The 19,018-nt window shown below is 43.3% G+C and carries 16 protein-coding genes; 13 read left to right on the top strand and 3 right to left on the bottom strand.

Annotated elements, in window-relative coordinates; all coding sequences use genetic code 11:
• Positions 1–12: 12 nt before the first annotated feature.
• Positions 13–942: a LysR family transcriptional regulator gene (locus tag Q0895_RS01600; RefSeq protein WP_299185008.1), complete on the bottom strand. Its 930-nt coding sequence runs from the start codon at positions 940–942 to the stop codon at positions 13–15.
• A 147-nt stretch (positions 943–1,089) separates the two neighbouring features.
• Here Q0895_RS01600 and hppD point away from each other — a divergent pair, with 147 nt between their 5' ends.
• From hppD to Q0895_RS01580, 4 genes are all read left to right on the top strand, one after another.
• A complete protein-coding gene (hppD, locus tag Q0895_RS01595; RefSeq protein WP_299185006.1) occupies positions 1,090–2,190 on the top strand; it encodes a 4-hydroxyphenylpyruvate dioxygenase in 1,101 nt (366 codons plus the stop codon).
• Between the two features lie 167 nt (positions 2,191–2,357).
• Positions 2,358–3,179, top strand: a complete 822-nt coding sequence (phhA, locus tag Q0895_RS01590) for a phenylalanine 4-monooxygenase (RefSeq protein ID WP_299185004.1) — start codon at positions 2,358–2,360, stop codon at positions 3,177–3,179.
• A gap of 159 nt (positions 3,180–3,338) precedes the next feature.
• The gene (locus Q0895_RS01585; protein WP_299185002.1) at positions 3,339–3,680 is read left to right on the top strand and encodes a 4a-hydroxytetrahydrobiopterin dehydratase; all 342 of its coding nucleotides are present in this window, start codon (positions 3,339–3,341) and stop codon (positions 3,678–3,680) included.
• A gap of 91 nt (positions 3,681–3,771) precedes the next feature.
• Complete coding sequence (locus tag Q0895_RS01580) at positions 3,772–5,175, top strand: Na+/H+ antiporter NhaC family protein (RefSeq protein WP_299185000.1); 1,404 nt, start codon at positions 3,772–3,774, stop codon at positions 5,173–5,175.
• A gap of 116 nt (positions 5,176–5,291) precedes the next feature.
• Here the strand turns inward: Q0895_RS01580 and Q0895_RS01575 are convergent, their stop codons facing one another.
• Positions 5,292–5,969 carry a YetF domain-containing protein gene (locus Q0895_RS01575; RefSeq protein WP_299184999.1) on the bottom strand — a complete coding sequence of 226 codons (678 nt, stop codon included), beginning with the start codon at positions 5,967–5,969 and terminating at the stop codon, positions 5,292–5,294.
• A gap of 396 nt (positions 5,970–6,365) precedes the next feature.
• Here Q0895_RS01575 and fahA point away from each other — a divergent pair, with 396 nt between their 5' ends.
• Entirely contained in the window at positions 6,366–7,658 is a 1,293-nt protein-coding gene (fahA, locus tag Q0895_RS01570) for a fumarylacetoacetase (protein ID WP_299184998.1), read from the top strand.
• Between the two features lie 192 nt (positions 7,659–7,850).
• A complete protein-coding gene (locus Q0895_RS01565; RefSeq protein ID WP_299184996.1) occupies positions 7,851–8,426 on the top strand; it encodes a VOC family protein in 576 nt (191 codons plus the stop codon).
• 5 nt (positions 8,427–8,431) lie between these two features.
• Here Q0895_RS01565 and Q0895_RS01560 read toward each other — a convergent pair whose 3' ends face one another.
• Positions 8,432–9,283 carry an IclR family transcriptional regulator gene (locus Q0895_RS01560; RefSeq protein ID WP_299184995.1) on the bottom strand — a complete coding sequence of 284 codons (852 nt, stop codon included), beginning with the start codon at positions 9,281–9,283 and terminating at the stop codon, positions 8,432–8,434.
• Between the two features lie 188 nt (positions 9,284–9,471).
• On the opposite strand from Q0895_RS01560, the gene maiA reads away from it, so the two are divergent.
• The 7 genes from maiA to Q0895_RS01525 all read left to right on the top strand — a co-directional run bounded on the left by maiA (position 9,472) and on the right by Q0895_RS01525 (position 18,955).
• Positions 9,472–10,113, top strand: coding sequence for a maleylacetoacetate isomerase (gene maiA, locus Q0895_RS01555; protein WP_299185339.1), 642 nt, complete (start codon positions 9,472–9,474; stop codon positions 10,111–10,113).
• A gap of 438 nt (positions 10,114–10,551) precedes the next feature.
• Positions 10,552–11,502 (top strand): LysR substrate-binding domain-containing protein, encoded by a 951-nt coding sequence (locus Q0895_RS01550; RefSeq protein ID WP_299184994.1) that lies wholly within the window; start codon positions 10,552–10,554, stop codon positions 11,500–11,502.
• Between the two features lie 331 nt (positions 11,503–11,833).
• Positions 11,834–13,282: a VOC family protein gene (locus Q0895_RS01545; RefSeq protein ID WP_299184992.1), complete on the top strand. Its 1,449-nt coding sequence runs from the start codon at positions 11,834–11,836 to the stop codon at positions 13,280–13,282.
• Positions 13,283–13,456: 174 nt separating this feature from the next.
• Positions 13,457–14,947, top strand: coding sequence for an aldehyde dehydrogenase family protein (locus tag Q0895_RS01540; protein ID WP_299184990.1), 1,491 nt, complete (start codon positions 13,457–13,459; stop codon positions 14,945–14,947).
• A gap of 222 nt (positions 14,948–15,169) precedes the next feature.
• On the top strand, positions 15,170–16,633 hold the full coding sequence (gene nhaC, locus Q0895_RS01535; RefSeq protein WP_299184989.1) for a Na+/H+ antiporter NhaC: 1,464 nt from the start codon (positions 15,170–15,172) through the stop codon (positions 16,631–16,633).
• Between the two features lie 17 nt (positions 16,634–16,650).
• On the top strand, positions 16,651–17,937 hold the full coding sequence (locus tag Q0895_RS01530; RefSeq protein WP_299184987.1) for an FAD-binding oxidoreductase: 1,287 nt from the start codon (positions 16,651–16,653) through the stop codon (positions 17,935–17,937).
• A gap of 160 nt (positions 17,938–18,097) precedes the next feature.
• Positions 18,098–18,955, top strand: a complete 858-nt coding sequence (locus tag Q0895_RS01525; protein WP_299184985.1) for a CoA ester lyase — start codon at positions 18,098–18,100, stop codon at positions 18,953–18,955.
• Positions 18,956–19,018: the final 63 nt, after the last annotated feature.

Here is a 19,018-nt window from a genome sequence, read left to right as displayed (position 1 = left end):
TAACTACTGACGCTAGCTACTTTTGTAATCGTTAAAATGGCTATTAAAATAAGTCTGCAAAAACTGCTTGAAGGCAATGCTGGCAGGTGACAGTGCCCGCGATGAACGCTGATAAATAAAGAACCTACGCATCTTAACAGGCTGTGCTAAGGGGCACATTTGTAAGCCATTTGCGCTTACCCAATCGATGACTTCTGGCATATAAGGCAGACATAAGGTAATACCAAAGCCTTGGCGCGTCATCTCAAGTGCTGTCGACATAAAGTTTACTTTATAGCGCGCTTGCTGAATATGCGTGGCAACCGTCTCATCTAGCTCAGCGGTCACTTGCTCAATAAAAGGCCCTTGTAAGGTAATGAGTGGAGTATCTATTAAATCTTTCCATACCACCTCTTTTTTTTGAGCCAACGCATGATTATCTGGCATCACTATGCAAAATGGCAGCTCATACAACAAATCAGCACTAATATCATCCTCAGTTTCCATCAAACCAAGTTCCGTACCGACACCTAGATCTACCTCGATGTCTTGAATGTGTTGCAGGACGTTTTCTGCAGAGCAATCTATTAAAGTCACGCTAATATCAGGATAATCTTTGGCAAACTGAGCGATGACCGCAGGCATAGAAGAAGCAGCAAATTGTGACACCGCTAGCCGGACTTGACCTTGCGCAAGACTCATCAGACTGCTTGCTTCGTTTTCAAACAATTGCATCTCATTAAGGACCCGCCGAGCTTGCGGCAGTAAATGTCTGCCTACGACCGACAAAGATAGCTGGCGCGTGGTGCGATCAAACAACACAATGCCAAGACTGGTCTCTAACTCTTTAATCAGTCCGCTGACCGCAGATTGGGTCAAATACATCTGGTCACTGGCACGTGTAAAACTGCCGCTGTCAGCGACTTTGATAAAAGCTGTGAGCTGACGAATACTGATATTCATAAGTAAACCTGATAAATAAATTAAAAAAAACAATTAGTCTTATAAATAAAGCTACTCTAAGATGAGTATATCGTCAATATATTGCATTGATATATACAACTTTTTATGTGAATTTTATACCACCGATTAACGTTAAGGATGATTACAATGGCAGATTTATTTGAAAACCCAGTAGGATTGCAAGGGTTTGATTTTGTCGAATTCGCCTCGCCACAACCTGAAGCGGTAGAAGCACTTTTTGAGCAACTTGGTTTTACCCATGTTGCCAATCACCGATCCAAAGATGTCTCTTTATACCGTCAAGGTGACATCAATCTCATCTTGAACCGTGAGCCAAGAAGCCCGGCCAGCTACTTCGTTGAAGAGCATGGAGCAGGAGCCTGTAGCATGGGCTTTCGTGTTAAAGATTCTGCAAAAGCTTATGAGCTTGCGATTGAAAATGGCGCCCAGCCAGTAGAGGTACCGACAGGATTTATGGAGCTAAGACTTCCTGCCATCAAAGGTATCGGCGGCTCATTGATTTATCTGATTGACCGTTTTAAAGATGGTGAGTCTATCTACGACGTCGACTTTGAGTTCTTCCCAGATGTTGATAGACACCCTGTTGGACACGGCTTTAAAGTCATCGACCACCTGACTCATAACGTCTACCGTGGTCGCATGGCTTATTGGGCAAACTTTTATGAGCGCATCTTTAACTTCCGTGAAATTCGCTATTTTGATATTAAGGGCGAATACACAGGGCTGACCAGTAAAGCCATGACCGCGCCCGATGGCAAAATCCGTATTCCATTAAATGAAGAGTCTAAGCAGGGCGGCGGACAAATCGAAGAGTATTTGATGCAGTTTAATGGCGAAGGTATTCAGCATATTGCCTTAGCCAGTGATGACTTATTTGCTAGTATTGATAAACTAAAAGCGGCGGGCATACCGCTTATGACCGCGCCAAGGGCTACTTATTATGAAATGCTAAGCGAGCGTTTACCAAATCATGGCGAAAACGTCTCTGAATTGCAAACGCGTGGCATCTTATTAGATGGTACTACTGAAGGCGGCAAACCGCGTCTACTATTACAGATTTTCTCTGAAACTATATTAGGTAGCCCAGTGTTCTTTGAGTTTATCCAACGTAAAGGCGATTACGATGAAGGCTTTGGCGAAGGTAACTTTAAAGCGCTGTTTGAATCAATAGAGCGCGATCAAGTGCGCCGCGGCGCTATTGGACAGTCTGAGACAGAGACAGAGTAAATTTAACCATTAAGCAAACATGGCAGGACAAAAAGGAATTTGTCTTGCCACCATTAACGCTATATTACTAAAACACCGTACTAGCAAAAATACTGTATTAGCAAAGACACTGTGTTACCAAAGTACTGGTCTAAATAAAACGGACGAATAGCAAAAGGAATGCTGGCATGGAAAGCCAAAACAAACAACCTTATCTCTCGCATCAACCTGATGCTCATGGTCATATTCACTATAGTGATGATGAGCATGCAATGTGGCAAGCGCTCCTTGAGCGTCAAGCCGAGCAAATACCCAATCGTGCTTGCACAGCATATTTAGATGGACTTAAAAAGCTCAATCTACCGTCAGATCGTATTCCACAATTACATGATATTGATGAAGTGTTGCAAGCGGCCACAGGTTGGCAAACAGCCGCCGTACCAGCTTTAATTAGCTTTGGTAAGTTCTTCAAACTCTTAGCCAACAAATCTTTCCCCGTTGCGACCTTTATCCGCCGTTTTGATGATATGGACTACATTGAAGAGCCGGATATCTTTCACGAGATTGTCGGGCACTGTCCGCTACTGACTCATCCTGCATTTGCTACTTTTAATGAAACTTATGGCAAGCTTGGGCTTAATGCTAGTAAAGAAGAAAGGCTATTTTTAGCACGCCTTTATTGGTTTACTATTGAGTTTGGCTTGGTCGGACAAACGCAGGATACTCGCCGAATTTATGGTGGCGGTATCTTAAGCTCACCTTCTGAAACTATGTATGCACTCAGCGATGAGACTCACAATCAATCAAATCATCAACCTGAATACCGAGCTTTTGATTTACTAGATGTGTTACGTACCCCTTATCGTATTGATCATATTCAGCCTATCTATTATGTCATTGATGACTTGGATACGCTGTTTGACATCGTGAATAGCGATATTATGGGCGTGGTCAAGCAAGCGATGTCGCTTGGAATGTTTGAGCCAACATATCAAGTCGAAACCAGCTAATTGCTTAATCAATTGATCATTAAAGCAAGTAATAGCTTAACCAAAAGCAGTGCAATATTATCTATTTAAAATTACCTGTTTAAATAAGTAATAAACATTAGCGTCAACATGGACGTACATTTAACAAAAACTCAATAGTTAAAATAAAAGGAATTTACTATGACAACATTATCTCAAGCCAGCTGCGAAGCCTGCCGTGTCGGTGCACCGACAGTCGATGAGAGTGAGGCGCGCGAGCTATTACAACAACTTCCTGATTGGTCACTCATTGAAGACAATGGGATCAATCAGTTACAACGCCAATATAAATTCAAAAACTTTGTCACTGCGATGGCGTTTGCCAATCAGCTGGCAGATATCGCGGAAGCCGAAGGGCATCATCCTGGCATATTGGTAGAGTGGGGTAAAGCGACGGTTACTTGGTGGTCGCACAGTATCAAAGGTCTGCACCGCAATGATTTTATCATGGCAGCAAAGACAGATAGCCTATACAGTAAGTAATGAGGGTAGCAATAATCAAAGCGACTCAGTAAACTTGCCATACTCAAAGCCAACCCGAAACCAAACTCAACTGGTCATCTAAGGATGTGTGATGCCGCCACAAATACTCACCCAGTTTTCACCCAAGCTAGCATTTATTATTGCCATCACTGTCATCGCCATTATGGGTATTACCATGATAGGCTTTGGCTGGGTGCCTCATCTATCGTTAATACTCGCTATTTGCGTGTTATTGGCTATTGGCCTATTCAAAGGTCTAAGCTTCGATGACATGCAAGGACAAATGGCCTCTGGAGTAATGCGCGGTATTGGTGCGATTTATCTGTTTTTCTTCATTGGTTTGATGGTCGCTGCACTTATGATGTCTGGCGCCATACCGACACTGATGTACTTTGGCTTTGAGCTTATCTCGCCAGAGTTTTATTACATATCAGCCTTTGTGCTTACTTCAATTATCGGCATTGCCTTGGGCAGTAGCTTGACCACTGCGGCGACCTTGGGCGTGGCATTTATTGGAATGAGTAATGCGTTTGATGCCAATGTCGCTATCGCTGCTGGCGCTGTGGTATCAGGGGCGTTCTTCGGTGATAAGATGTCGCCATTATCTGATACTTGTACCATCGCCTCATCAGTGGTGGGGATCGATTTATTTGAGCATATTCGCAATATGATGTATACCACGGTACCTGCGTGGATACTGACGGTCATACTTTTTTGGTTCTTTTCAGGACAGACGGTCAGCGGGGATTTAAGTCAGGTAACGGTGTTACAAGGACAGCTGATCGACAGTGGTTTGGTGCATGGTTATGCAGTATTACCGTTTGTGGTACTTGTTGGGTTAGCGTTGTTTCGGGTTAACGCCATTTATACCATTATTTGTACCATTATTGCAGCATTGATTGTCACCTATTTGCACAGTTCACCAAGCCTTGGACAATTGGGCGGATACTTCTTTGCCGGTTATGCGCCCGCTGAAACATTAGATCTTGGAGAAGTGGGCGGCATGCTCTCACGCGGCGGCGTACAAAGCATGTTCTTTACTCAAATGATTGTGATATTGGCTCTTAGTCTTGGTGGATTGCTGAGCGCTTTAGGTATCCTGCCAGCGCTGCTATCAGGTATCAAGGACACTTTGACCAGCTCGGGACGCGCAATATTTGCCGCTGCCATGTCAGCACTCAGTATCAACGTCCTTATCGGTGAGCAGTATCTAAGTATCCTACTATCCGGCACCGCGTTTCGTCCGATATTTGAGCGCTTAAACTTACATCCAAAAAACTTATCTCGCACCATTGAAGATGCAGGAACGGTAATCAATCCACTCGTACCTTGGAGTGTGTGCGGCGTATTTATCAGCCAAGCACTAGGCGTGCCTGTTCTAGATTATCTGCCTTATGCGTTTTTCTGTTATCTGTCGCTACTATTGACATTGATATTTGGCTTTACAGGGCTGACGATTAGTCATAAAGATGGGACCAAAGTCTCCGCCCGATAGTTCATTTAGGTTTTAGTCACGTTTCTACGTGTTGATAAAGATTGTCTAAAGTAAAGCCGTCGCTATTTTTGGCGACGGCTTTACTCGTTTTCAGTCAATTAAAGAGTGATTTTAGGCTATCTTACAATCTTACTATCCAAGGCCTTTGCCCAACTTTTACATTCGCAGCGTACGCACTGCTGATCTGGTTTAGTAATATAATCGACATAACCGCAGTGCATACAAGCATAGCAATGCTTTGGATCTATCTCGTCAGCTGCTTGATATTGCTTAGGAAAAAGTGGTAAGCCATAACGTGTTTTATCGGGCGGAAATAGCAATAAACTAAATGAGCCATCAGTTTCCAATAAGCCGACACGTACCTGACCTAAGTGTTCAACCCCTTGCTGGCGCATCTCAGCGAAAAACTCATCATGTGACATTTTTCCTCTTTTAATCTTATCAAGTACCAAAGCGCCATCTTCTACGATATAAATCGACTTTCCTTCCAAAAGATCTTCAAAAGGCTGATATTTCATCATTACCCAAGTACAGAGCCGATACATGAGAATTACGATACTCATGATAAGTACCGCTTGAATAATCGGTAAATCCTCGGTGAACATTGGATCACCGGCGATAGAACCCAATGACAAAATAATGGTCAACTCAAAAATAGACAGCTGCCGTACACCGCGTTTACCAGTAAAACGTAAAAATACAATAATCATGCTAAACATGACTATCACGCGTATGGCGATTTCGGCAGCGAACGCCCAAGTCGTGTCATAAATAAAAATACTTACCAGATCCATGTATGGCTATCCTCTCTTAACGTCTGACTGTCAAACCACACTATCGTTATGACTGTTATTTTAATAAAAACACTTATTTTGCGTTAGCTGCTTGTTGGCGCGCCATGGTATTAGATGATGAACGATAAATTAGGTAAGGATGCTTATCATGCATCATCGTGCTCGCGCATTATAAATGAATAACTTCATTTGTTTACAGAACAAATCGGTAGTTAAGTCGTAAAATAGAAAATGCATCTTAGTAATTAGCTGCTATATCTTACTAAAGTGCTAAGGAATTACTTGCAATACAGATCAATATAAATTACATTATATGTAAGATATTAATCTATGCGTAATTTCGTATGATTTATACAACTAAATTTATAAAACCAATTGCCTAGCAAGGAGCAACCCATGTCAACGATTGACAAAAACCTCTCTTCATTTCTTGATATCGCAAGCGACTCTGATTTTTCTATTCACAATTTGCCTTATGGCATCTTTAGTGACACTGCTGATGGCAAACGCCGTGCTGGTGTCGCGATTGGCGAGCATGTTTTAGACTTAGCGATACTTGAGACCGAAGGTCTGCTCAAGTTAGAAGGCGGTAGCTATTTTGACCAGCCGACATTGAACGCTTTTATTGATTCTGGTCGGGATAATTGGACTAGCGCGCGTAGCACCATTCAGACTCTGCTATCTGCTGACACAGACACGCTACGCGATAACCAAGATTTACAAGACAAAGCGTTATTTAAGCAAGCCGATGTCACGATGCATCTACCTGTTCATGTGCCTGGCTACACTGACTTTTATTCATCAAAAGAGCATGCTACTAACGTCGGTACGTTATTCCGTGACCCCAATAATGCCTTATTGCCCAATTGGAAAGAGATGCCAGTCGGCTACAACGGCCGCGCCAGTACGGTCTTTGTGACAGGTGCTACAGATATCATTCGTCCATCAGGTCAGCTCAAACCCAATCCAGATGAGCGTCCTATTTTTGCGCCTTGTAAGCGCCTTGATTTTGAGCTTGAAACCGCCTTTATCGTAGGTCAACCTAACAAAATTGGAGAGCCAATCTCTATTAAAAACGCATGGGATCATATTTTTGGTATGGTGCTGCTTAACGACTGGTCAGCTCGTGATATTCAAAAATGGGAATACGTACCTTTAGGGCCTTTTAACGCTAAAACTTTTGCTTCAGAGGTATCTCCTTGGATTGTCACCTTAGATGCTCTAGAGCCATTCAAAACCTCAATCCCAACGCAAGATCCTAAGCCATTGGCTTATCTACAAGAGGCAGGATCCGATAACAGCTTTGATATTAATCTGTCAGTAGAGCTGCAACCAGAAAATGCGGACAGCGCTACCGTCATTTCTGAAACCAACTTTAAATACATGTATTGGTCGATGGCTCAGCAATTGACGCATCACACCATTACAGGCTGTAAAGTCGAAGTTGGCGATATGATGGGCTCAGGTACTATCTCAGGACCAACGCCAGATTCTTATGGCTCAATGCTTGAGATTGCTTGGAACGCGACCAAACCCGTTGAGCTTAAGGGCGGGAGCACACGCACCTTTATCGAAGATGGCGATACCGTCATTATGAAAGGTTATAGCGAAAAAGACGGCATTCGTGTTGGGTTTGGCGAAGTACGCGGAAAGGTGCTACCAGCTTTAAACTTTGATTTTGACGCATAACTTTTATATAGAATAAGCGTAAAACAGTCAGTTGCCGTTATTAATATGAATGTTATTAATTTTTCTGTCTTTAATACGGACATTGTTGATACAGTCATCGTTAATTCAGACAGCTACTTGACTTAGGTTGTATGCCAAAGCTTTATTAGAGCATCAAGCTTATGTTTTACGCATTATCAAAAGGATATTGATATGAGCTTTAAAATAGAGAAAATCCATCACGTAGCCTATCGCTGCAAAGACGCTAAAGAAACCGTAGAGTGGTACAAAAAACACTTAAACATGGACTTCGTTTTGGCGTTTGCTGAAGACCATGTGCCTTCTACCAAAGCCTTTGATCCTTACATGCATGTCTTTTTAGATGCAGGTAACGGCAATGTATTGGCATTTTTTGAAGTGCCCAATCAGCCTGAGATGGGGTTTGACCCTAATACCCCAAGTTGGGTGCAGCACTTAGCACTTAAAGTTAAAGACCGTGACGAGCTTATGGCTGCCAAAGAGCAATTAGAGTCTGCTGGCATCGATATTGTCGGTGTGACCGATCACGGTATTTTTCACTCTATTTATTTCTTTGATCCCAATGGTCATCGCTTAGAGTTGACCTATGATGACTCTGCCTCAGAAGCAAAAATCTCGATGATTACTGAAGAGATGAAGCAAGAAATGCTTGATGAATGGGCACGTACTAAACGTGCACCAGCTCATACGCAGTTTTTGCATGCTGAAGAGTTAAAGGAAGCCAAAGAGCAGGTGCCTGTAGGGGAATAGGTAATCTAAATAATTTGATAACGCTTAGCTATTGCTAATATTCTATCCTTGACTTGCTGATTATCTAATGGAAGTTGTTCAGCAGTACCGATAATAGTGAGCGCGTATTCTAATAGCACATCGTTAGCAGATGGGTCAATATCGTTAATATCTTTAGGCTGCGGTAAAATGACGGGTATGCTAATGGCATTAATCCCCATTAGCATATCTCCAGCAACCGTTGCATAACCTTGCGTACGGATATCGGTTTGCAGTTCAGTAAACGCTTTCCATTTAGCAGAGAGTTCAGAGCTTTTGGGTTTGGTAGTAGGGGTAGGCGCTGATGACAAGATATCGATATCTCCTTGCCACTCTGTAAGCACTAAAGGTTTGATGACAGTCTCAGGCTGATAGCTGGCAAACAGTCTACCTGTCGCAGAAGACGTCAGTGGCATACGTGAGCCTATACGAGTAATGATACTGATTGGACTGTCCGGCTCAAATGAGTGAATCACAATAGGGCCTTCACTAAACCACTTAGCGATTTGCACACCGCAATTGATGGTATCTTTAATTTCAGTCGCCGCATGGGTTAGGCGCTGCAAAATATTGTTTTGATCGAAGTTGGTGTGACCCAGTGCGTTGACTCGTGTGCCGAGTCCGTAGCGTCCATCGCTCAGCTTACGTGCATAGTCTTTACGAATGAGACTAACCAAATAACGATGTACTTTTGCAGGGTGCATTTGCATCGCTTCAGCAATGTCTTTTAGCATCATAGGTTCGTGGTAATCTATAAGCACATCTAGGACAGAGAGACCAATCTCAAGTGACTGTATACCGCCTTGATTCTTATTTGCTGTTGTTTCTATTGATGACATTGATGACTCAGTTGAATAAAAAAACGATTTGATGGTTAGATTTGACAGGTTTATTACCATGGCTAATTATATAGGTAATAATGAGCGTTTGGTATATATAGAAAAACTCTCTTTAATATCTATACATAGGCATTGATAAATGAGCATTTACAACTCAGCACTTATAACATATCAGGAGAATAACTATGATGACACTTTATGGCTACTTTCGTAGTGGCACTTCACACCGTACACGTATTGCATTAAATCTAAAAGGTTTAGATTATGATGCTATCTCTATTAATTTGGCAAAGGATGAGCAGTCTGAGCCAGTATTTAAGGCCATCAATCCCCAAGGTTTAGTCCCTGCCTTACAGACGGACGACTTACTGCTTTATCAAAGCCCAGCTATCTTAGAGTGGTTAGAGGAGGTTTATCCGCACAATCCATTATTGCCCAAAGACGCTGCTGGCCGTATGCAAGTACGAGCACTGAGCGCGATGATTGGCTGTGATATTCATCCGATCAATAACCGCCGTATTTTGCAATATTTACGTAACGAGTTGTCAGTCGATGAAGATGAAGTGTTGGCATGGTGTCAACGCTGGATAGAGGAAGGCTTTGCTGCACTAGAGACGTTATTAGCAAAGGATAAGTCGCGCGGCAAATTCTGTTACGGTAACAGTCCAACGTTTGCAGATTGCTATCTAATCCCGCAAGTCTATTCAGCGCGTCGTTTTAAGGTAGATTTGACACCTTATCCAAATATTATGGCTATTGATGAGCATTGCCGTACGCTCCAGGCATTTTTTGATGCAGATCCTATGAATCAGCCTGATGCACCGCATTAAAAGTAACGCTCAAATGAGTTAACAGCTGATTTAATTGTCATTCACTTTATTGTCACACACTTCACAAAGCCGATAGCTATTCTGTTATCGGCTTTTTGGCGTTGTTCTATAGTTGTTTTATGACTGATAAAATGCTTTTGAAATAATCGCTTCGATTAGACCATCAAAGATAAAAGATTGCTTGGTTTAACATTCGTACCTGCTGTCCAGTACTTTAATTTGAGATATAATTCTAGTAATTGTTAAACCAGTGTTTTTATTAGAGGCTTTGTAAAATCTAACCCCGTCTCTTTGTATCTTTTTTATACTGATAAGACTATTTATACTGATAAGACTATGGTTTGCCAGGTTAGATATGCTAGTTGCAATTAACAGTGTCTATTTGTGTATGTCCCATATGCCTCATGCCCTAAGCTTTATACGAGATAAAAAATATAAATGATGAAGACCGAAACCAATAAGCCCTTGGCGTTTAGAAGATACCCATCGACCACTGCTCTGCAGTGTTTTGAGACGGCTGCACGCCATTTGAGTTTTACCCATGCCGCGCAAGAGATGCATATGACGCAAAGCGCCATCAGTAAGCAAGTTGCGCAGTTAGAGGAGATGTTGAACATTTCACTCTTTTATCGGACGCCGCACCGGATTTCACTGACGCTAGCTGGCAAGACTTATTATCTTGAAGTGCTGGAGATTCTCAAACATATCGAGGTGGCGACCACCAGTTTGATGTCACATAGTGACAATACAGAAGTGCTTAAGATTGCCTCACACCCGACTTTTTGTTCACGCTGGCTGTTACCAGCGCTAAAAGGGTTCAGCCAAGAGCATCCGTTGATTAATCTAGATATAAAAGAGCAAGCTGGGCCATTTTTTTCTGAGGATCAAAATGTCGATATTGCTTTTTTATATGGTGATGGCATTTGGGGCGGAATGGAGGCGATTAAGCTGTTTGATGAGTATTGTGTGGCGGTCTGCCAGCCTGAATATTTACGGGATAAAAACCCCTGCACGAGCAATGTAGATAATTGCACACTGCTACAGTTGAGCTCACGTCCAAGTGCTTGGTATGAGTATTTTAAGCAACAAGGCATCAGTATTGATGGGACGTTTGTAGGTCCACGTTTTGATACTTTCCATGCGTGTATCGCTGCAGCCTTGCTTGGCTATGGTATCGCACTCGTACCACTGCGCTTGGTCGCCCCTGAGCTACAGTCTGGGGCACTGGTGACAGCATGGAATTATGCGTCAAAAGGGCGAGGGGCTTACTATATAACTTATCCTTTATCTTTGGGACGATCTCACAAGGTAAAAGTCATTTTAGAATGGGTCTCAGCGTATCTTGAAACCTCTAATCAATATGAGGAGGCACTAGATTTTGTATTTTGACCGCTAAAACGGTTTTATATTTATCTTCATCGGCAAGTCTATGTCGGACTCTACCCAAAGACCCTTTTTTATTCAAAACTTGCTTTTTATCTAAAGCATATCCTAAAGCACATCGCTAAACTGAAAATCAATTTTTAAACTTATATGTCTTAGCAAAGAGGAGTAACTTTTTCTTTGCCAAGTCATGCATCAAATCAACATTCTATCGGCAATGACAAAAAGGAATGAGCGCATAACTATTATTCGTTTGCTGAGCAGGCAAGGTTTTGCTCAAATCAGTTATAAGCGTCAGTCAATAGAATTTCTGATATTTTAACAAGGATGTCTATCTGTGAATCATACATTTATAAATAGCGATGCTATTCGCCACAAGTTCTCTAAGGCGATGTCAGCCATGTACCAAGCCGAAGTCCCACTATACGGTGACTTGCTCGATTTGGTCGCTGAGGTGAATGCTGAGGTGTTAAGTCTACATCCTGATATTAAGGAGCAATTGGCGCACACCGGAGAGATTGATAGGCTCAGTATGGAGCGCCATGGGGCGATTAGATTGGGGACAGCGGATGAGCTTAGCATGATGCGTCGTCTCTTTGCCGTAATGGGTATGCATCCTGTCGGCTATTATGATTTAGCACCCGCTGGCGTGCCCGTGCACTCTACGGCTTTTCGAGCCATTGATGCGCAAGCATTAAATCAAAGTCCGTTTCGTGTATTTACCTCTTTATTGCGCCTAGATTTGATTGCTGATGAAGTACTAAAACAGGAAGCGTCAAGCGCATTGGCCAACCGCAATATCTTTACCGATACTGTCGTCAGCCTGATTGAGCGCTTTGAAGCGCAGGGCGGTTTGACGGCTGAGGAAAGTGAGCAGTTTATAAAAGAGGCTTTGGAGACCTTTGGCTGGCATGATAAAACGCCCGTCTCAAAAGAGCTATATCAGCGCTTGTTAGAGCAGCATGGCCTCATCGCTGATGTGGTTGGCTTTAAAGGCCCGCATATCAATCATTTGACCCCTAGAACGCTGGATATAGATACCGTACAGCAAGGCATGCAGGCAAGGGGCATCCCGCCAAAGGCTATTATTGAGGGGCCACCAAAACGAGAATGTCCGATTTTATTAAGACAGACAAGCTTTAAGGCATTACAGGAAGCTGTTCGTTTTAAAAAACCAAATGGTGAGTATGAAGAAGGTCATCATACCGCACGCTTTGGTGAGATTGAGCAACGCGGCGTGGCATTAACGCCGAAGGGTAGAGCGCTATATGACCAACTGCTTAGCCAAGCACGCAAACAATTAGGCGCAACTCCAAACGCAGACAATGCCTCACAGTATTATCAAATCTTAGAGAAGGCGTTCGACGCGTTCCCTGATGATTATCATACAATGCATAATGAAGATCTCGCTTACTTTTATTATCAACCAGCCGATGGTGAGGCAGATATAAACAGTGCTATGCTTAGTTTAGAAGAAGCCGTTGATGTACAAGATGGTGCTGCAAAACAAGCCATAAACGCTTTGATTGAGAAAGGCGCTATCCGGATTGAACCTATCGTCTATGAAGACTTTTTACCTGTTAGTGCTGCTGGTATTTTTCAATCTAATCTTCAACAAGATAAGCAGAGCAATTATGATGGCAATTCAAATCAGCATGAGTTTGAGCAAGCACTTGGTGCTAGTATCTATGATGAGCTTGCGCTATATAAAGAGATACAGGCTCAAAGCTTAAAAGAATGCATAAATGCTTTAAGCAGTTGTGTACAAAAAAGTGACTATGTATAAAAGCTGTTATGTATAAAAAGCTGTTGAGTGTAAAAATACATATAGCTATTTTGTTTATTCACCATTCCAAAATGGAATGACCATAAGAAATTTATTATTTTGCAAGTTAACGTGTTGCACGGTAGCTTAAAGGTCTATTAAGGACGTTATAAATGAATATACAAGGGATTGAATATGATTGAGCAATACATGTCTGCCATGGGTGTCAAAAAAGAACAATATCAATATGGCGATTTTGAAGTCAATACGCCTATAGACGGTACGGTTATTGGCAAGATAACCCTAGATAGCGTTGATGAAGTTGATAATAAAATCCAAAACGCCAAAAAAGCGTTTAAGGAATGGCGTACTGTGCCTGCACCCAAGCGTGGTGAGTTGATTCGTCTGCTGGGCGAAGTGCTGCGTGAGCATAAAGAAGACTTGGGTATGCTGGTGTCATATGAGGCCGGCAAGATCAAAGAAGAGGGCCTAGGTGAAGTACAAGAGATGATCGATATTTGTGACTTCGCTGTCGGCGTTTCGCGTCAGCTCTATGGCTTGACCATTGCCTCAGAGCGCCCAGGTCACCACATGCGTGAGACGTGGCATCCGCTTGGTGTTATCGGTGTCATCTCTGCGTTTAACTTTCCAGTCGCTGTTTGGTCTTGGAATACCGCGCTGGCCATCGTCTGTGGTAACCCTGTGATTTGGAAACCATCAGAAAAAGCGCCGCTAGTAGCGTTGGCCTGTCAGGCGATGTTCGAAAAAGCCTTGGCAAAGTTTGGTGATGCACCAGAGCATCTATCACAAGTATTACTGGGTAAGACAGATGTCGGTAATGCCTTAGTAGAAAACAAAGACGTGGCTTTGGTGAGCGCAACTGGTAGTACGCGTATGGGCAGAGCTGTCGGGCCAAAAGTTGCAGATCGCTTTGGTAAATGCTTACTTGAGCTTGGTGGTAACAACGCCATGATCTTGGCGCCAACGGCTGACTTAGATCTTGCCCTACGCGGCATTATATTCTCAGCAGTTGGTACAGCGGGTCAGCGTTGCACGACATTACGCCGCCTCTTTGTGCATGAGTCTATCAAGGACGATATTTTACCACGTATAAAATCAGCTTATGAGACTGTCAGTATTGGTCATCCACTAGAAGGCAATTTGGTCGGCCCACTGATTGACGAAGACAGCTTTAACAACATGCAAGCCGCGCTTGAGAAAGCTCGGAAAGCGGGCGGCACAGTGACAGGTGGCGAGCGTGTATTAGCAGATAAATACCCTGATGCTTATTATGTCACGCCAGCTATTGTCGAGTTCGATGAGCAAAACGACGTGGCCAGAAGTGAGACCTTTGCGCCTATTTTATATGTCATGACCTATAAAGACTTTGATGATGCCATTGAGATGCAAAACGATGTTCCGCAAGGGCTCTCGTCATGTATCTTTACCAATGACTTACGTGAGGCTGAAACTTTCCTTAGCGATCGCGGCAGTGATTGTGGCATCGCTAACGTCAATATCGGTACTAGCGGCGCAGAGATTGGCGGTGCGTTTGGCGGCGAAAAAGAAACTGGCGGTGGACGTGAGTCAGGATCTGATGCATGGAAAGCCTATATGCGTCGTCAAACCAACACTATCAACTATTCAACAGAGTTACCACTTGCTCAAGGTATTAGCTTTGGTTAATACCAAGCTGTTTGGGCACTCAGTATTTAAGCTTGTACGGTAACTGCTCGTTTTCTGTATAAATCTACTGAGAACAAATTACTAAGCACAGATCACTGAGTACAAATCACTGGTTAGAAACTGCCAAGCGCACTCTACGTGGGCTTGGCAGACTAAGAATAATAAGCAATCAAGGATTGGTTGCAACACTTATTGACGACTACTAAGGAAGGTAGATCTATCATGATTGATGACAAACCGCATGACCCTGCGAACGACGGCTATGGCCCGTCTTCTAGCTTTTTACTTGATATTGCTCCTCTAGTATTGACTGCCATGATTCTTATGGTGCAGTTTTTCGTATTTAAAGACTTTACCCCGCACATACCGCTGGCTTGCGGCATTTTGATCACCGGTCTTTTTATGAAGATGCGTGGCCGTGATTGGCAGGGTATGGAAGAGCGGTTTTTAAAAGTTATTAAGATAGGCTTACCGGCGATGATTATTCTCATGGGTGTCGGTATGCTCATTGGCTCATGGATCATAGCAGGGACTGTTCCGACCATTCTTTATTACGGTTTTAGTATTTTTTCTCCTTCCTCGTTTTTATTTTCAGTTTGTATTATTTGCGCCATTATCTCTGTTGCTACCGGTACGTCATGGGGCACAGTCGGTACGGTTGGTCTCGCGATGATGGGTATCGGCATGGGGCTTGGTATACCAGCGCATTTTACAGGTGGGGCTATCGTCTCTGGTGCTTTTTTTGGCGACAAAATGTCACCTTTGTCAGATACCACTAACCTAACTCCTGCTGCGGCAGGCGTTGAGCTTTGGGATCATATTAGAGGTATGCTGCCAACGACCGTCCCAGCGATGGTTACCGCTTTAGCCATCTATGCATGGATTGGCATGGGTTATGGTGATGACAGTATCGACTTGTCCTCTATTCAAGCCTTACAAGCCAGTTTAGCTGACAACTACAACTTAAGCATTATTACCTTATTGCCTGCCCTTGTGGTTGTTATCGCGGCTGTTATGAAAATGCCAGCGATACCGACGGTGTTAGGTGGCGTTGTCGTAGCATCGCTTATTGCGTTTTTTCTGCAAGGCGTTGGCGTTAGTGAGATCTTTAACGTTTTACAGAATGGCTATGTCAGTGAGACAGGCTTTGATGTTGTTGATCAGCTTTTATCAAAAGGCGGGGTGATGTCGATGACATGGGTCATTACCTTGACCATTTTTGCACTCGCTTTTGTCGGCTCACTTGAGCATTACGGCACACTCAAAGCCATCATGGCAAAAATCAATCATTTTGTAAAAACGCGCTTAGGTTTGATTTTTACTACTTATGGTAGTGTTTTGAGCGTAGGGACACTTATCGGTGACGTTTATACCACTTTAGTATTACCAGGACGTTTATTAAAGGAGAAGTATAAAGAGATGGGCTACAAGCGCACGACGCTAACGCGCTCTATCGAAGACAGTGGTACGTTATTGTCACCGCTTATCCCTTGGAACATGGGTGGTAGCTTTGTTGCCGCCACACTTGGTATTGCGACACTGACTTATGCGCCTTTTGCGTTTGCATGTTGGTTGTCACCTTTATTTGGCTTGTTATGGGCGTTCCTTGATAAGTTTATACCGCGTGAAGAGCCAACTGTAGAAAAGCTTGACACGACTACTTCAGCCTCAACCAATGAGGTCTGATACAAAGGGAGTATGAGATGTTGCAAGAGCAATGTTTATGGAACATGACTGCGCCCAATATTGACACCTACCGCCAGTTGAGTAGCGATACCCAAGCGACCATTTGTATCATTGGAGGCGGTTATACAGGGTTATCGGCTGCGATTCATTTAGCCGAAAAAGGTGTCAAAGTTATCTTGTTAGAAAGTAAAACAATCGGTAGTGGCGGTTCAGGAAAAAGCGTAGGGCTAGTCAATGCAGGGACTTGGGCGCGCCCTGATGACTTAAATATTGCGCTAGGCGAAGAAGCAGGTGAGCGTCTAACAGAAGCGCTAGGACAAGCGCCAAGCTTAGTGTTTGATCTGATCAAGCGTTATAATATCGATGCGCAGGCCACGCAAGCCGGTAATATTCATATGGCACACAACGCTAAAGGTGAGGTCGATGTCGATATTAGATATGAGCAACTAAGCCGTCGCGGGGCGAATGTTGAGGTATTGACTGGCAGCAAATGTCATGAATACTGCGGCACCAAAAGTATCAATAAAGCACTATTAGATCATCGGGCTGGTACTATCAACCCGCTGGCTTATGTCAGAGGGCTTGCAAAGGTCGCAACGGATCTTGGCGTGACTATCTTTGAGCATTCAGCCGTTGAAGCACTAGAGAAAGTAGATGGCCATTGGTACGCAAGGACTGCTAAAGCTCGCGTGAAGTCTGAGCGCGTCATTATTGCGACTAATGCTTATACCGAAGGCGAATGGACAGAAATTACCAAGACGTTTTATCTGGTTTATTACTATCAGATTGCGTCTGAACCGCTCAGCGGAGAGGCTGCAGATCGTATTTTGCCTTATAAGACAGGTGCTTGGGATACGCGCTTAGCGTTATCTAGCTTTCGCCGTGACAAGGACGATCGCTTGTTATTAGGAACGGTCGGTGGCACCCAGCTTAAACCAAAATCCTTTTATCAATCATGGGCTGCTGCTGTGCAAAAGAGCTATTATCCAGATTTGCCAGCATTTAAATGGCAATATGAATGGTGTGGTAGTTTTGGCTTTACCCAAGATCATATCTTTCGAGTCATGGAGCCCGATGAAGGCTTATTGACAGCGACAGCTTATAACGGGCGCGGTATTACTACTGGAACCATGATGGGTAAATGCTTTGCAGACTATATACTGACTGGCAATAGAGACAGTATTCCACTACCATTTAAAAGCTTAGAAGAAGCAAAAATCTCCTTTGTAGGACTTAAATCTGGATTTACTGAAGTAGGATTGACGCTGTATCATGCAGGACAATGTCTAAAAATTATTAGATAAATTGCTAAGCATCCTTACAAGTCATATAAATCAGCAAAGTTATTGCTTAGTATCGATATTACCATTATGGTTAAAGCCAAACAGCATTTACGTTGTTTGGCTTTTTTCTTCTATTTTCATCATTTATAAGACAATTATATTTAAAAAAATGGACAATAACATGCAAGCACCTAACAATAAAAATTTCACTCATATGGCTAATGTAGCGAATAATAAAACGTGGTTATTCGTCCCAGCGACTCGAATAGATAGAGTAAGCAAAGCCTTTGCTAGCGGTGCAGATGCCGTGATTGTAGATTTAGAAGATGCGGTGGCTTTAGAGGATAAAGCGCAAGCGCGCAACGCATTACAAGAATATTATGATAGTGCAGACTATCAACCAGTTTGGGTACGAATTAATCAAGCGAGCAGCGATGAGTTTGCCAAAGATATAACAGCATGCGAGAAGATGCCCAATCTCGCTGGTATCATACTACCCAAAGCTGAACAGGCCACAGATATCGAATACATTCATCATTTAACCGGACTGCCTGTCATTGCACTCATAGAAGATGCTATCGGTCTGTATCAGGTCGATGCGATAGCAAAAGCGGCAGGACTGAGCGCCTTTAGCTATGGCTTTCTAGATTTATGCAATGATTTGGGTGCCCAAGTGGGGACGCCTGCGGCAGATATTGTCGCCAATCAGATTCGCTATCAGCTTATTCTTACCTCCAAGATCCATCAGCTGTCGCCGCCCATTGATACAGTGTATCCCGATTTTAATGACGCCAAAGGATTAGGCGCGCGCGTGCAGCTGTGGTCACAAATGGGTATGTCAGGCATGCTGTGTATTCATCCCAAGCAAGTGGCTGTGGTACAAAACGCGCTTAAACCGACAGCTGCTGAAATTGAGTTCGCTAGGCGTGTGGTAGAAGAATATGAGCGCAGTGGACAAGCGGTGTTTAAAGTAGATGGCGAGATGGTCGATGCGCCAGTGATTCAGCGTTGTATGCGGCTGCTAGGTACAAATACATAGGCAAAAAAGTACATAGGTGAAAAAAAGCTAGTTTATAAAAAACAGGCACTTTTATAAAACAGG

Origin of the sequence: uncultured Psychrobacter sp. (assembly GCF_947495825.1) — a bacterium.
Lineage (GTDB): Bacteria > Pseudomonadota > Gammaproteobacteria > Pseudomonadales > Moraxellaceae > Psychrobacter.
The sequence above is the reverse complement of the archived record's forward strand: the minus strand, read 5'-3'. Positions and strand labels throughout refer to the sequence as shown.